At 46.5% G+C, this 15,597-nt stretch carries 14 protein-coding genes; 4 read left to right on the top strand and 10 right to left on the bottom strand.

The window, feature by feature from the left end:
• Positions 1 to 77 precede the first annotated feature (77 nt).
• Complete coding sequence (locus QZ938_RS00260; RefSeq protein WP_293143666.1) at positions 78 to 1,052, bottom strand: phosphate/phosphite/phosphonate ABC transporter substrate-binding protein; 975 nt, start codon at positions 1,050 to 1,052, stop codon at positions 78 to 80.
• Positions 1,053 to 1,246: 194 nt separating this feature from the next.
• Here QZ938_RS00260 and QZ938_RS00255 point away from each other — a divergent pair, with 194 nt between their 5' ends.
• Both QZ938_RS00255 and QZ938_RS00250 read left to right on the top strand, forming a co-directional pair.
• Positions 1,247 to 2,230, top strand: a complete 984-nt coding sequence (locus tag QZ938_RS00255; RefSeq protein WP_293346812.1) for a threo-3-hydroxy-L-aspartate ammonia-lyase — start codon at positions 1,247 to 1,249, stop codon at positions 2,228 to 2,230.
• Between the two features lie 56 nt (positions 2,231 to 2,286).
• Positions 2,287 to 2,592 (top strand): DUF4090 family protein, encoded by a 306-nt coding sequence (locus tag QZ938_RS00250; RefSeq protein WP_293143660.1) that lies wholly within the window; start codon positions 2,287 to 2,289, stop codon positions 2,590 to 2,592.
• A 278-nt stretch (positions 2,593 to 2,870) separates the two neighbouring features.
• Here the strand turns inward: QZ938_RS00250 and QZ938_RS00245 are convergent, their stop codons facing one another.
• From QZ938_RS00245 to deoC, 7 genes are all read right to left on the bottom strand, one after another.
• Positions 2,871 to 3,290, bottom strand: a complete 420-nt coding sequence (locus QZ938_RS00245; protein ID WP_293346815.1) for an EamA family transporter — start codon at positions 3,288 to 3,290, stop codon at positions 2,871 to 2,873.
• Between the two features lie 100 nt (positions 3,291 to 3,390).
• Entirely contained in the window at positions 3,391 to 4,305 is a 915-nt protein-coding gene (locus QZ938_RS00240) for an NAD(P)H-dependent glycerol-3-phosphate dehydrogenase (protein WP_293143654.1), read from the bottom strand.
• 171 nt (positions 4,306 to 4,476) lie between these two features.
• A complete protein-coding gene (locus QZ938_RS00235) occupies positions 4,477 to 4,917 on the bottom strand; it encodes an NUDIX hydrolase (protein ID WP_293144015.1) in 441 nt (146 codons plus the stop codon).
• A 344-nt stretch (positions 4,918 to 5,261) separates the two neighbouring features.
• On the bottom strand, positions 5,262 to 6,488 hold the full coding sequence (locus tag QZ938_RS00230) for a glycosyltransferase family 4 protein (RefSeq protein WP_293143645.1): 1,227 nt from the start codon (positions 6,486 to 6,488) through the stop codon (positions 5,262 to 5,264).
• A 26-nt stretch (positions 6,489 to 6,514) separates the two neighbouring features.
• Positions 6,515 to 8,080, bottom strand: a complete 1,566-nt coding sequence (locus QZ938_RS00225; protein ID WP_293346818.1) for an MFS transporter — start codon at positions 8,078 to 8,080, stop codon at positions 6,515 to 6,517.
• 318 nt (positions 8,081 to 8,398) lie between these two features.
• Positions 8,399 to 9,274: a DNA repair protein RecO gene (gene recO, locus QZ938_RS00220; protein WP_293346821.1), complete on the bottom strand. Its 876-nt coding sequence runs from the start codon at positions 9,272 to 9,274 to the stop codon at positions 8,399 to 8,401.
• A gap of 125 nt (positions 9,275 to 9,399) precedes the next feature.
• Positions 9,400 to 10,080 (bottom strand): deoxyribose-phosphate aldolase, encoded by a 681-nt coding sequence (deoC, locus tag QZ938_RS00215; protein WP_293143636.1) that lies wholly within the window; start codon positions 10,078 to 10,080, stop codon positions 9,400 to 9,402.
• Between the two features lie 299 nt (positions 10,081 to 10,379).
• Between deoC and QZ938_RS00210 the strand changes: the two genes are divergently transcribed.
• Positions 10,380 to 10,742: a hypothetical protein gene (locus tag QZ938_RS00210; protein ID WP_293185172.1), complete on the top strand. Its 363-nt coding sequence runs from the start codon at positions 10,380 to 10,382 to the stop codon at positions 10,740 to 10,742.
• A gap of 466 nt (positions 10,743 to 11,208) precedes the next feature.
• Positions 11,209 to 12,231, top strand: coding sequence for a tetratricopeptide repeat protein (locus tag QZ938_RS00205; protein ID WP_293346824.1), 1,023 nt, complete (start codon positions 11,209 to 11,211; stop codon positions 12,229 to 12,231).
• A 646-nt stretch (positions 12,232 to 12,877) separates the two neighbouring features.
• Here QZ938_RS00205 and QZ938_RS00200 read toward each other — a convergent pair.
• Positions 12,878 to 13,672, bottom strand: coding sequence for a hypothetical protein (locus QZ938_RS00200; protein WP_293346827.1), 795 nt, complete (start codon positions 13,670 to 13,672; stop codon positions 12,878 to 12,880).
• Between the two features lie 727 nt (positions 13,673 to 14,399).
• Positions 14,400 to 15,122, bottom strand: coding sequence for a pyridoxine 5'-phosphate synthase (locus tag QZ938_RS00195; RefSeq protein WP_293346830.1), 723 nt, complete (start codon positions 15,120 to 15,122; stop codon positions 14,400 to 14,402).
• Between the last annotated feature and the right edge of the window lie 475 nt (positions 15,123 to 15,597).

The raw sequence follows: 15,597 nt of genomic DNA, 5'->3' as shown, positions 1-15,597 counted from the left end.
ACGAACCTTTGTTTTACGATGTGAGGATTTTTGTCCGGCTTTTCTGCGGACTAAAGTCCTCACTACGAACCTTGATTTTACGGTTCGAGTTTAGCACGCACCAAAGCTTGGCGCAAGCTTGCTAAATGGCTAGCATGATCGACTTTTACCAATTTTTGGGAATTGTACAAGCTGCGGAACAATTGATTGTTTGCAGGTTCGTTCATTTTCATGAAAGCATTGATGAGTTTTTCTCGCATTGGTGCCGGAATGCTATCGTCAATTACAATTCCGTGGGCTGGAACTCCTGGTATCTGCTGCAAAACTCGCAATTTCTTGCCTTCTTCTGCTGTAATCCAAGGCGGTAGTAAAGCGTATTCCGAGACGGCTGCGACTTCTGCTTGACCTCTTAAAACTGATTGCAAAGCGCTCCCGTAACCGTCGCCGTAGGTAACATTTCCAAAGAAATTTTCCAGTCTATCCGGGCCTGAGACTAATCCTTGACCTACTAATTCTGAGACTGGGAAAATAAATCCTGAACCGGAAGTTCGAGATGTGAAAGCCATTTTTTTACCCTTCAATTGTTCGAGGGTTTGCTTTGCTGAACCTTTCGGGCGCAGCGGACTATCTTGCCGCACTACAAACACAGAATCGTAGGTATTTCCGCCGGAATAATCACTGCGAACTTCTGCTAAATACATCCGCGCTTTGGCTAATTGTTCTGCTTTTAATGCCGCGCGCCCTGCTACAAATGCGACATCTGCCCTATTCGCCCTCAATGCTTCTACAGCGGCGGTTTCGTCGCCGATGACTGCTTCCACGGGCATTCCGATTTCTTTTGAGAGTATTGCAGCTACTTGATTGGCTTTGTTTTGCAAGTCTGTAGCATCTCTGCGGTTGGCAAATACGATCCTAATGCGACTTATAGCTGCTTGTGCTGTTAAATCTAGATCGCCCTTTGGGGTTGTTTGCGCGATCGCCTTCTGCCCAATTCCCATTGCATTCGCTGTCAAACCCGCTAGCAGCAACAATCCTGCGCTAGCGCTTGCTAGCACTTTAAACTTTGCATTCATTAATTCCTCTCCTGCACAACCGCAACTTTTTGATAATCTATTGCAATAACCTTGATGTTATCCTACAACGCTTTTGGTAATTAGTTGCAATAGTCAATAGATAATAATTTCCGATATGTCATATCATCAAAATTGATTAAGCTTTGATTCTATGTATGATATAATCCCGCCCAAGCACCCCAGGCAGAAACAATATGACAGCCAACTTTACCGATAAAAATGCTTTGCAAGTCTGTTTTGCTGATGTGGAGGCGGCGGCAAAGCGCTTGCAGGGCAAAGCTTTCAAGACACCGGTGCTGACTTCGACAACTTTCAACAAACGGACAAATTCTCAGGTATTTTTCAAGTGCGAGAACTTTCAGCGGACGGGCTCGTTTAAATTTCGGGGTGCTTGCAATGCTTTGATGCAGCTATCGGAAGCCCAAAAACACAACGGAGTAGTGACTTTTTCTTCGGGAAATCACGCGCAGGCGATCGCCCTTGCCGCCCAGTTGCTACAAATTCGCGCTACTGTGGTAATGTCGGCAGATGCGCCCAAAGTCAAGCAGGAAGCGACTCGCGGCTATGGTGCCGAAATTGTTTTGTACGATCGCACTCAAGTTTCCCGCGAAGAGCTCACCGCCCAAATTGCCAGGGAACGACACTTGACAATTATTCCTCCTTATGATGACGCGCGAGTGATCGCGGGACAAGGTACGGCGGCGCTGGAATTGATCGCAGAAGTTGGGGAGTTGGATTTGCTGCTGGTTTGCTGCGGCGGTGGAGGTTTATTGTCGGGATGTGCGATCGCAGCTAAAACTTTGTCTCCGAAGTGTACAGTCATAGGGGTGGAACCCGAGCAAGCAGATGATGCCGTGCGATCGTTCCGCACCAAAACGCTGCAAACTGTTAGCAACCCGGATACTATTGCTGACGGTGCGCGCACCCCGTCTTTGGGGAAATTGACTTTTCCTTTGGTACTGCATTATGTGGACGATATGGCAACAGTTTCGGAAGCGCAAATTCGCAATACAATGTTTTTTATGTGGGAGCGGATGAAGATTGTTGTTGAACCGACGGGAGTGTTAGCTGCGGCGGCTTTGCTGTCAGGAGTTGTGAAAGCTGAAAATAAGAGAGTTGGCGTGATTGTCAGCGGTGGAAATGTGGATATTAGAGAGGTCGATCGCTTTTTTGCTTAGATGGGGATAGTTCTCTGGTAAGATGCTCCCACAACAAACTTTGATATCACAGCACAATGTCTTCAGAAACAAACTCAGCCGCTCAATCTACAACTGGTGCAGATGCGATCGATGTGGCGATCGCCTCAGGAATCGATTTTGACGGCACTGCGATTCCGAAAGCAAAATTAGACCTGTACGAGAAAGTAATGGGATTAGAAGCCGGGAGACAGCGCAGCGGCGTGTCGAACACCATGCGATCGCGCATTGTCCGAATTGGAGTCAAACACCTGTCTCAAGCAGAACTCGATCCAATGTTAATTGCTGCTGACTTCGCACCGCTAAAAGACAAAGAAGTTGCCTTTTATTACGGCGGTAAGTAACAATTAGGTAACGCAGAAACGCGAAATATAAGATACCAAAGAAACCGGGTTGTTCCATGATATTGTGTCCGATAGATTAACCGCAATAAGATTAGTTCGTATTAGTTCGTAGTGCGGACTTCAGTCCGCAGCTTTTTGCGGACTGAAGTCCGCACTACAAACCATTTTTGTTATGGCAATCGACCGGATATGATATGATTAAGTGTTTTGATGCAATATTTATCGCAAAAACCCGGTTTCCCCCTCAATGAAAAATTGACAAAGGGGATGTATTTCAACTAAGACGCAAGTATAACTGCAACTATGGCTAGCACAAGAGCGATAACTTGCGGGATTGTAATTGGTTCTTTCAGAAAGAAATATGATAGAAATACAGTAATTAGTGGGTAAAGGGATGTAATGCTGATGACGCTGATAACTGGCCCGCTTTCAATGGATCTCAGAAAAATCACAGATGCCACAGTTCCGCAAACACCGATTAATAAAGCAGATAGGATTCCTGCAATATTTCCCTCAAGGCTCAAGTTTTTACTGTTGGCAAGAATGAATACTGTAGTTAAAATAGCGCCGATTGTTTCATAAACAAAAACTGTTTTGTAGTCAATATATTTAGTAGCTAACTTCCCAAAAAATCCCCAAATACCGTATAATAGCGAACAAATGAGTGCATAGATTAACCAATTGGGTATTTTAACCATTGTTTCAAGAAGGCAAGTGCATTATTTGGTGCTAGTTGTACTAGACTCTAGATTGCGATCGCATTTGATAAATTTTCGCTAATCGCCACCTGTACGGTTCTTAATTCTCCGGTTTCAAAGCACGTTCCATCAGTGATAAAACAGCTTGTTCGGGAGTAATTTCACCATTTAGCAAACGGTAAACTTGACTGGATACAGGGACTTCAATCTCTCGCCTATCCGCCAAATCAATCAATACATTAGTAGTATTAACTCCCTCAGCAGTGCTCTGCAATTCCTGCACAACTTCCTCCAAAGACTTGCCTTTCGCCAATCCGAAACCAACCCGATAATTGCGCGACAAAGAACTATTGCAAGTAGCGAGTAAATCTCCCAAACCAGACAAACCGTAAAACGTTTCGGCGCGAGCTCCCAACCGAACTCCCACCCGAATCATTTCCGGCAAAGCGCGAGTTAACAAAGCAGATTTAGCATTAGTTCCTAATTGTAAACCATCGCAAACACCAGCGGCGATCGCAAAAACATTCTTCAAAGTGCCGCCCAACTCAGTCCCCAGGGGATCTTGATTGACATAAACCCGAAAAATATCCGAACTATAAATAGTCTGCACTTGTTTGGCCGCCGCTAAATCTAAACTCGCCGCTACCGTCGCAGCGGGTAATCCTTGCTGAATTTCTTCGGAAAGATTGGGGCCCGAAAGTACGACAATTGGATTGTCAGGAAAGGCATTTTGCCAAATTTGAGACGGAGTGCGCGTCGTGGCGGGGTCTAAACCTTTGGTGACAGTAACTATAATTGTACTGGGATTTGGATTTAAGGCAAGCAGGCGATCGACTGTTTCGCCAACTCCTTTCATTGCAACCGCCGAAACCACAACATCGGCGCCAGTTATAACTGATTCTAGACTAAAAGAACTGCGGCGCGACCACAAATTTACCCGATCGCCCTTTTTACCTCCCAGATTTGCCAGGGCACAACCCCATGCACCTCCGCCTAATATTGTCAGAATTTTCATTGGTAATGGGTAATTGGTAATTGCTTGAACCGAAAACCATTTGGCATTCTTTATGTCATCTCCGGCCGATTAACCGGGAAATAAGTAAGGTTCGTAGTGCGGACTTCAGTCCGCTTTCTGCTGCGGACTGAAGTCCGCACTACAAACCTTTTTTGTAACAAGTAACAACTGTCAACTGTCAACTGTCAAACGCGGCCGCAATCCATAATGACGGTAACGCCAATAATCGCGTAAAATACTCCTGTGATCGAAACACAACTCACTAGGAATCTGCCAAGATTCAAAAATTTGTAAATTTTTAGCATCATCCGCAGCTTGAGGTTCGCCCGTTGCCGCAGCCAAGAATACAATACTGATTGTATGTTGCCGCGCGTCGCGATTGGGATCGGAATAAACGTAAAATTGCTCGATTAATTCTACATTCAAACTTGTTTCTTCTAAAGCTTCGCGCTTAGCCGCCGTTTCTACCGATTCCCCGTAATCGACAAAGCCCCCAGGAATCGCCCAGCCGTAGGGAATATGCAGGCGTTCTATGAGGACGATCGGTCGCTGCGGGCGATCGACCAATTCAATGATAATATCAACTGTAGGTGCAGGATTCCTATAATTCACGGATTTGATAATTGGTAATTGGGCATTGGGAATTGGGCATTGGGCATTAATGCTATTATCTGCAACAAATAACAAAGTAAGTTGGCGTAAATATTTATCGTTGGGATCGCAGAGGAGACAGGAGTCAGGAGTCAGAAGGGAAGAGGGTTTGAGTGCAATCTATATTTGGTTGCACAGTGCTGTTTATTTGCGCCTTTCTACTAAATAAAAAATAAAAAATAACAAATAACAAATAACAAGTAACCAAAAACCGATCGCAGTCAACCCATATCCCCGACTTTTTTAAGAAGTCGGGGATATAAAATAAGAGCGTTGTAAGTTTGTTTCATTGTGAATCAAACAATTTATGCCAAGCCCCGCAGCGGCACCCGCTGCTTCTGCAAAACCTCTGAATACAGCTTTTCCAACTCAGTAATATTCTGACTGAGAGTGTAACGCTCGATCGCCCGTTGGCGTGCTTTTTGACCCAGCAGCATTCCGAACTCAGGATGATCGCAAAACAGCGGCAGCAAAGTTAGTAACTGACTCCGCACCCGCTGAGTGTTCAAAACTATCCCCGCGCCTTCCTCCAAGGCTTCTCCGTCAGCACCGGCATCCGTTGCCAAACAAGCTAAACCGCAGGCCATCGCTTCCAGCAGCGACAGCGACAGTCCCTCCACCAAAGAAGGCAAAATAAATACATCTGCACCGCGCAGAATTTCGATCCGGCGTTCTTCCTCGGCGACAAATCCGAGCCATACAATGCCGTCCTCTTCGCCGTAGGACAGTTGCAGGGAGGCGGCGAGGGGCCCGTCGCCTACGATCGCCAATACGTTACCAGGGCCAAAATTACATTGTTTCCAGGCCTTCAGCAAAGCCTCAACATTTTTCTCGGGGGCAATGCGGCCTTGATATACAAAAAGTCGATCGGCTTTTAATTCCGACTTCAAGTTTGAAGGCCCCGGCGAATACTTCGCCGCGTCTACGCCGTTGGGAATCACAGCTACCCGTTCTTCCGGCACTCCCAACTTCACCAAAATATCCCGCTGAATGTAAGAAAAGACGATCGTCGAGTCGTAGTTAGCCAAAAACGGAGCGTACAGTTGATACATCAGGTGTTGGGTTCCCGATGTTAAATTCCGCAATTTGCGATCGAACGGCGGGTGAAAAGTCGCCACCAAAGGCAAATTCAATTCTTGACAAATTTCCGGCAGCAAAAAGTCTAGGGGCGAAAGCGTCAGGGAAGCGTGAACAACATCCGGTTTCAGCCGCCGCAAAGACTTCATCAACACTGTGCGGGATTTGAGAGTTGGAATCGTATAAATTTGCGATTTGTAGTGACAGGGTAAAGAAACTTCGTTGCAACTCGCGGGCGAAAGCGAATTGGTATATGAAGTTGGAGTAATTCCACTTCCCCATTTTCCATTTGCTACGCTCCACGCGGCATTATTCCTGTCAATTTGGCCCGCTTCTTGGGCAAAGTGCAGGAAACTGACCTGGTATTCGCGGTCTAATAGTGCGTTAGTGACTTCCCTGGAGTAAGTTACATTACCGCAAAAAGGTGATTTTTTTCCTAGCCAAGCGATGTGCATTCGAGTAAATCAGAGTTTGTTATTTTTTAAATTCGATCGACTTTGCTATTAGTGCTACGGGAAATATACCAGGTTAAGACGCCACCTGCGATCGCCAATCCTGCCAAAGCCAAAAATACCGTCGGCAAACCCAGAAATGTTTCGGCTACTCCCGCTAAAGCTAATGGTAAACTCAAAGCGATATTAGTCGCATTGTTTTGCAGCCCAAAGACTTTTCCCCGCATTTCTTCTGGGGTTTCTGCTTGAATTGTCGTCTGCATCGGCACTCCCACCAACGAGGCAAACAAACCCAACAGGGTAATGAACAGCACCGAGATCCACAAATGGTGCGTAAATGCAGAAATACCGATCAGAGCAACTGCCATACCCACAGATCCGATTAAACTCAGTTGGGAATGAGAAAATTTGTGGCCGAGATAGCCGACTGTCGTCGCCCCAGCAGCCATCCCGACGCCCACCGCAGCCAGCAAAAAGCCAAATTGCGACGCTTTCATACCGGGCAGGATTTCTGCCAGCCGCACCGCTAGAACTGCTAAGGCTGCAAAAATGGAAAATAGAATAATTAGTTGAATTAAAGCATTGCGGACTTTCGGTTGATCGTTGATGTAACGCAAACCGTCTTTTAAATCTGCTAGGGGATGCGGCGGTTCGTGTTCGACTTCGTTTTTTTCGCCTGTTTTCATCGACAGCAACAGCACTCCGGCGAAGGCGTAACTTCCCCCGACTACTAATTCTTTACCGATGCCGAGTCCGCCGCCGAGGTTGGTAAATAGGTTGTCGGCTAAGGCTAGTAAGGGTTCTCCGACTGCAAAGCCGATAATCACCGAACCCATCATGGTTGTGGTGTAGAGCGAGTTTGCCGATAGCAGGTGGCGGCGTTCCACAATTAAGGGAATTACTGACTGTTCTGCTGGGGCGAAAAATTGAGTTAGGGTCGAAACTAGGAATGTTACTAGCAGCAGCAGGCAGAATCCGAGCGGTAGTTGACCGAGTTCCCACCCGTCAGACAGCCACAGCAGCAGGGGTAATGTTAAGACGAAGCCTCCCCGCAGCAGGTTTGTGGCTACGAGCACTGCTTTTTTCGACCAACGATCGACATATACGCCCGCAGCAGCCCCGAACAGCACCGCAGGTATGGTAAAGGCGATCATGATTGCTGACACCCACCTGCTGATGGTTTGATCTGGCGCTTGAAATCTGCTGGCTACCAGGGCGATCGTCAGTACGAGATAAACTTTATCTGCTAGTTGCGAGAAAACTTGACCGCTCCACAAGGCTAGAAAATTTCGGTTTTTCAACACCGGCAGAAATCCGGTTTGTTGCTCGGGAGTTTCGCCTGCTGCTTCCGCGAGCTCTGCTGCGGTTGCTGCGGTTGACAGCGGGGGGATGGCTTCTGGTTCCTGGCTGTTGTTCCAGTCTATTTCTGGATTTGTGGGATATTTGTCCATTTCTGGGTCTTGGGCGTTACTCCATTGTCGATCGGCAAAGACGGGCGATGAGTCAAAATCTGGAAAATTTTCTCGTTCTTCCATCTTGTGGTGGGTCACAGCTAAAATAGATCTTCTCAAATCAGTATCGGACAGTCGCATCATAGGATTTGGGGTGGATCGCCTGGGATGGTTGAGCTTGGGGGGATGGGAATTCAAATTGAGGCGTTAACCTCTAAATTTAATAACTCGTAACTTTTCTTATTATCTAGTTTTGCAAGAATTTTGAGCATTTACCTGAAATTGCTTACAGGTTCGGATATCCCGCAAGCTGAGTTAAACAGTTGACAGTTGACAGTTGACAGTTGACAGCGAAGTGATGAAAATGGAGATTTAAACTTCGTTCTTATCACAATCTGCCTTCATGCTGGGGCTTCAAACCCCTGCTATTCCGTGAGATTTTTACTCCACGAGATTCAAAATTTAAAACTCAAAACTCTCCAAGTAGGTGTCGATCGAGCTTCCCGATCGAATCGTGCAACCTAAATGATACTGGGCATATTGCCGCAAAATATTTTCTACTGATATCCAAGTCGCGCGATCGGCAATCCCCTCTCCTAGTTCTGCACTACCCAACTGTTGCAGTGCAGCTAATTCTTTAGCATTAATATGGAAATTTATCAAGTGTTTGCTGTCGCTCGTTTGCCGGGAACGGGAGCTGGATCTGTACAGGCTGCCGGTTTGTGAGGAAAGTTCTGCCTCTAGGTTAGCTAGCTCTGGCAAGCTGAAGGTTCCCCCAGAGGGTATACTAAACCCGGTTTGCCAGTTCGGATCTGTGAAATTTGGGATGAGTGGCTCTCTGGTAGCACAGCAGACTTGGACTTGGGGCGCGAGGCCTGCTAGGGCTAGCAAGTGAAAAATACCCTGGGCTAGATGGGCGAGTAGCAGGGCGGCGGATTGGATTTCTGTGCGATCGGACAAACGCTCTAAACGGCTCAAGTGTTCCCCCAGCAAAAAGAACAGTGATTCTTGGGGTTCGTCGGAAAGGGCGCTGGCGATCGCCAATTCGGCCAGATATTGTGCGGCGGATAGTTTTCCTAAGTTGCGGCTCAAACCCGGATAGGATTCGACGGTGCTAGCTTGGGTAATCTTGTCGAGCGATCGGCCTTTGGCGATGAGCAATTCGTTGACAACAAATAACTCGCTTCTCCCGCCAATGCTCGATCGCTGTTTGCGAACACCGGGCGCTACAGCTTTAATTAAGCCGAATTCCCGTGTCAAAACTGTCAGCAGGCGATCGGATTCGCCGATCGGCGCACTCTTAAGATTGATTCCAATTGCTTTGTAAGTTCGAGTCACTAGATTTTAGATTTTAGATTTACAACGGCATTCTTATAGGAATTAATTTTGAGGTACGTAGTTGCGCTTGAGCGCTCTTTCATAGATTAAAGAGCGCTCAAGCGCAACAACGTACCTTCCAATGACTAATGAGTCTGATTTAAATTATCTCGCTGGCGGATTAATTCCGGGCCGCGAGAAGTCCCCAAACGAGTCGCACCAGCCACGATCAAATCTATAGCTTGTTCGTGAGTGCGAATTCCTCCGGCCGCTTTAATACCAACCCTTCCCTTAGTAAATTCCTTCAACAACCGTACATCTTCAACCGTCGCCCCACCAAAAAAGCCCGTATTAGTTTTGATATAAACGGCGCCCGCCTCCATGCAAAGCTCAGCCGCTAATTGTTTTTCCTCATCAGAAAGCATCGAGCATTCGATAATTGCCTTGATAGTTAGTCCGGTTTCTTCGCAAATTTCGGCCAATTCCCGGTGAAATTCGTCGCTTTTTCCGGCTTTCAACAATCCTAAATTGACCGAGACATCTAACTCAACGGCTCCGCTGTCTGCCGCTTCTAGAGCTTCGTAGAGTTTGACTGCTGATGTGGTTGCTCCCGTGGGAAAACCTATGACTGTCGAAACTTTTGGCTTTGTGCCGTGCAGAAGACTTACCGCTTGTCGCACGTAGGCGGGATACACGCAAACTGTGGCAAACCCAAATCTTTCTGCTTGTTGGCAGCAGTGTTCTACTTGCTCGGGAGTGGCGCCCGGATCGATGAGGGCGTGGTCGATATAGGGGGCAATATCGATATCTGGCCCTTGTGCAGCCATTGCTGTTTTTCTCCGAAGCAACTACATCTTTATTATGTATCGAATTTACCAATTCTTAACTTGCCTCAGGCTCTGAGTTGCTGCTCAGACCAACTGTTGTGGGAAGTTTTTCATCCATTTATGAGAAAAAAATAAATTTTAGTATCTGCCTTTAGATACATTTTTAATCTTTCTTTAGGTATACTTTGTTAAAAGGAGTTGCGGTAGAGCCTGCGTCAGCTACCCTAGAGCAGAGCCTGGTAGCAGTCACTGTTTTTACTCCGATTAGTGCTTTAAAAACATAACAGCCAGTGCCAAGCATGAATCATTTAGAACTCGAACAAGAAATTGGAAAGATGGCTAGAGCGATGATGACTCGCAATAGCTTAATTGGCAAAGATTTGATTGCAGATCTCAGAGGGCGGCTGTCAACAGACAGCGTAGCTGCTTTGATGATTGTCAGCATTGAGCGCTTGATTTGGTCTGACTGTGAGTCGGTGATCTGGAGTTTGAGTTATTTGATTCCTGCTGACGTGATGGAAGAAATTCGTCGCATTACGGCGCTGGTTGTTTGCAAGCGCTTGATGGGCAAGGGTTTTGTGCTGGGGAAGGATTTTAGTATTGATGCTTCAGGCAGGTTGTTGTTGAGCGAAACTGCTCAAACAGCGGTTGTGGTTGCTTGAATTTGCTAAGCAGAAGTTGGAGCTATTGGAACTACGAGATTTGCACTCTTAGTGTAATTGCAAACCTAATTTTGGATGCGTTTAACAGTTGACAGTTGACAGTTGACAGTTGACAGTTTGATAGCGACCTCTACTTAGAAGTGCGAGGATTGGGGTAATAAATAGTCCGATCGTAATTTCTCCCTCAAAGGGTTACGACTTTCAACCAATTCTTTCTGGTAATAGTTGCGTGACTCGCGCCAGCCTGAGATTTGCAGCACCTCCAACCAGCGATGAGTGTGGTTAGCTGAAAAAGCATTTAATCGGAGGAAATTACTCTGTTTCAGCCGCCAATTGTTGAGGTTGTCGCTAGCAGTTTGTACGGGCGATCGCCCTGTATCAAAATTTTCTAATTTTTAGTGAAATTACAGATGAAGCTCGGGCATTTTTTGTGTAGAATCATCCCTAAGATAGATGCAAAAATATTATGAACTTAATTCAAAACTTGGAAGCAGCTTGGTATTATCATCTGGGTTCGCGCCACCTCGAAGCTAACGATCATGATAGTGCTCTGGCGAATTTTGACAGAGCTGTGAACTTGCAATCGGATCATTATAAGGCTTGGTTCGGGCGAGGTATGGCTTTGGGCAACTTAGAACGACATTTAGAGGCGCTTTCGAGTTTTGATGAAGCCTTGGCGGTGCAGCCGGATGCGAGCTTTGGCTGGCACAACCGGGCTATTGCTTTAGGAAAGTTGGGCCGCCCTTTGGAGGCTCTTAACAGTTTTGACAGGGCTCTGGAGTTCAACCCATATGCGGCGAGTATTTGGCACAACCGGGGACTGACGCTGATCGATATGCGGCTTTACCATAAGGCGGTTCTGAGTTTCGATCGCTCTTTGAGTTTGCACCCAGATGCGCCTTGGGCGTGGTACAACCGAGGGAATGCTCTGCTGGAACTCAAGCTTTACTATCAGGCGCTCAACAGTTTCGATCGCGCGATCGAGTTTAACCCAGATGATGCGAAGGCTTGGTACAATCGCGGTCTAGCTGCCAACTCCATGGGACTTTACAAGCAAGCAGTGGCTAGTTTTAGTCGATCGATCGCTCTGAAACCGGGCAGAGCCGAAGCTGTAGGCGAGCGACGAATTGCTTTGCAAAAATTAGTCGGTTTAAATCAAAAAAATGCCAAGTTCACTCCCACATCAGAATGTATCTTTGAAGATTATTTGATTTGGTACAATCGAGGTGTGGAATTGGCGCAGCAAGGTAGCTATTCGGAGGCGATCGCTTGCTATGAAACTACCTTAGAAATCAATCCTGATTTTGCTAACGCTTTTTACAATCAAGCTTGCTGTTATGCACTGCTGGGCTTTGCTGATTTGGCCCTTGACAATTTGCAGCGGGCTGTGGAGTTTATGCCTAATTTATACCGAGAATTAGCTGTAGCTGACTCCGATTTAAGCTGCATTTGGAAACAAGAACGTTTTGCAGCGCTGATTCAAGGTTGAGAATTCAGTTGACAGTTGTCATAGGTACGTTGTTGCGCTTAAGCGCTCTTTATAATATTAGGAAAGAGTGCAAAGATCGCAACTACGTACATAGGTCAAACTGCCAGCCCACCTTTGAGCGATACTTTTGGTAGTTTGATATTTCCTATAGTGACAATAAAACCGCCCTAGGTTGCCCCGATAGATAGGCAGGGTGGTGTTATAGTCATCAGACAAATTAGGTACGTAGTTGCGCTTAAGCGCTCTTTATAATATTAGGAAAGAGCGCTTAAGCGCAACAACGTACCTTGGCCCAACTGCCAGGGTAAGCGCATCTAATTTGGTAGTTTAATATTTCCTATCCTGACAATAAAACCACCATAGGTTGCCTCGATAGATAGGGGGGTAGGCACGCACCATCCACTACCCGTACAAATCTTGATGAATCATATGATGTCCGGTTGATTACCATCACAAAAACTGTTTGTAGTGCGTCGGGAGTGTCCGCAGCATAAAGCGGACTGAAGTCCGCACTACAAACGGACATGATATCATTCTTTAGCGGTTGATTTTAGGCAAAAAAAAGATCGCGTTTCGGGCGAGCTTTTGTGGTTGGGCGAGGGAAATTTCGATCGCCCTCAAGAATGTTTTTTCTATCTATCTCGATCTATCGCACCGCAACTCTGATCGAGGATTTAACTGGCCTGTTGGCAACTATCAGCACCTTGTAGGTGCCAGACTCGGGGAGTTGAGCAAAAGTTTGACCTTCGCCTTGATCTAGGAGTTGTCCCGATGGAGATTCGATCGCCACATCGAGATTTTTGTTGCTAGCATTCACCGTGATTGTCTGTCCCTGTTTTCCGGGAACTGTCAGGGGCTGGATTTGGTAGCCGGACATTTTGAGCCTAACTGTGGCTTCTGTTTCCCCGTATGCTATGGGAAGTGCGCGATCGGGCCTATAAGTCCACTTGGCGTTAAAGTCGCGTTCGAGTACGAAGGCGCTAGTCTCACCTTTGGGAGTAACTCGCACGCGGTAAATGCCGGACTCTGGCAACTGACCTATCCACTGATTGTCACTTTTGTCAACAACTCCCAGATTTTGACCGTTGGGGCTGTACAGTTGGGCTGTCAGTTTTCCCGCCCACAGCGAGAGTGTGAGTTCTCGCCCTTTGACGCCTTCAAAAATATAGGTGGTTGGTTCGCTGATTGTGGCTCGAATTTCCGAGGTTGACATTCGCTCGATCGGCTCTAGCTTAGCAACCGGGGCTGGGGTAACTGACGTTGGCTCGATCGGTTCTTGCTTAGCAACTAGGGCAGAAGTAACGGGTGTATTAACAGTTTGTGTAATTTCCGCAGCGGCCATCCGCTCGCTCGGTTCAAATTTGGGGGCTACAGGGCTGGCAAATACGGATTTTGCCGTCATCATGAGTAGCATTCCAGTCAGTAAAATTAGTTTTTTCATGTCGCACTTGGCAGGGGTAAGGAGTTGTATATGGTTACTTGTGTTTGCCTGTTTGCACCGGATTAAGTAGGCGCGATCGCACACTTGGCTACAGCAGCATCTAGGATACAGGTAAATATCCCGTACTTGCACAAAACTGTTGGTAGCAGATTGGTAGTGCGGGAGCTAAGTAGTAGCCTCAATTTGTCGGGACATTTCTCGGGACATTTTAATGATACTGCCTACGCATAGTATCGTTGAGAATTTCAGCAATTGGGTTAAGGAAAATTAAAGTTTTTTCCAAGGATATGGGTAAAAAAATGCCTGCACCCAAAAAACTCGGTGTCTGGGCTTCCGGATTGGTCTTGCTACCACCAAAATGCCCTTGACACCCCTGACTGCGGTCTCTACTGTTACCTTGTGCGAGGGCGATCGGCTTTTAGGGTGCAGGGCGATCGCACATTCCCGCTATTAATGCCCAGAATCGCGCAGTCCACAACGACCAAGAAGAATGGGTTTAAAGCCTCTTTCTTAAGAAGGGGGAAATAAAACAAAATTATTCACCGTTTCATTCCTCGGACTTAAGGGTAGAGGTCGATCTCAAACTGTCAACTAAGAGGGCAGGCACGGGGGCACTGCCCCTACAACTGTCAACTATTGAAAGGTTCCTATGCTTTGTACATACCAGGGGCAGGTTTAGTCATGATTTTTGTGCAAAACTAGCCCTGCCACGCGAGGTTTATTTGTACTACGAACCTGAGAGAATTTTTAGGTAAGCTTTTACCGTATTGGACAAGCCCATTTCTAGCGCTTCCGCAATTAAAGCGTGACCGATCGAGACTTCTAGTATATTAGGAATAGAGCAAAACTTAGCTAAATTTTCCAAATTTAGATCGTGTCCGGCATTCACTCCCAAACCTACAGATTGAGCCGCTTTAGCTGCTAAAACATACTCTTGAAAAACAGATTCTACATTCCCTTCACGAAAAGCAGTTGCATAGGGTTCCGTGTACAGCTCTACTCGGTCTGCTCCAACTTCTTTGGCTAGGGGCATGAGAGCAGCATCTGCGTCCATAAACAAGCTGACTCTGATGCCGTTGTCTTTTAATTTTTCAATAATTGGTAACAGGCGATCGCGATTTTCGGGAATATCCCAACCGCTATCCGAGGTGAGCACGTCGGGAGCATCCGGCACTAAGGTACACTGAGCAGGTTTGACATCGCAAACTATATCCATAAAAGGAGGTTGAAACGGATTTCCTTCGATGTTGAACTCGACGGTTAGCATTTTAGCTAAGTCGTAAACATCGGCAGCTTTGATGTGTCTTTCGTCGGGGCGGGGATGGACTGTGACGCCGTGAGCTCCGGCGGCGATTACTGTTTTTGCAGCTTCGGTAACGCTGGGAATGCCGATATTTCTAGAGTTTCTGAGCAGGGCGATTCTGTTGATGTTGACGCTGAGTTTTGTCATGGGATGCTAATCTTTAAGGTTGCTGCTACTATATTAATCGCTTTAGGGACGAAATCTTTAGCACTTTAGGTTATAGCGGTTCTCAAAAAGATGAGGTACGTTGTTGGGCTTCAGCCCTCTAGGTTTAATAGGATATTCTTGCACAAGATTGACAGTATATTGCTACAATCATAAATTTGATGCCAATTGTTAAAACTTCCATATTACCTTGATAAACAGGTTTTACCGTGTTCGCAATCTGCGTGGCAAATTGCAGTGCCTTGTCGGCCATCTCTGGGTCGAAACGGCAGTCCTGTTTCCCTAATTTTGAGAATTGGTATTAGAGTATAATAGACCTCTTACAAAAATCGGAAAACACCCGGAAATTATCTGCGTTTATCTGTGTTTATCTGTCTGACATCTGCGGTTGAAGGATCGAAGATATTGTAGGGTGCGTCAGCGAGGAGCCTAATTTTCAGGTGGGGAGCCACGAGAA

The organism is Microcoleus sp. CAWBG27 (assembly GCF_020883145.1).
Lineage (GTDB): Bacteria > Cyanobacteriota > Cyanobacteriia > Cyanobacteriales > Microcoleaceae > Microcoleus.
This window is presented reverse-complemented; position numbering and strand designations above follow the sequence as displayed.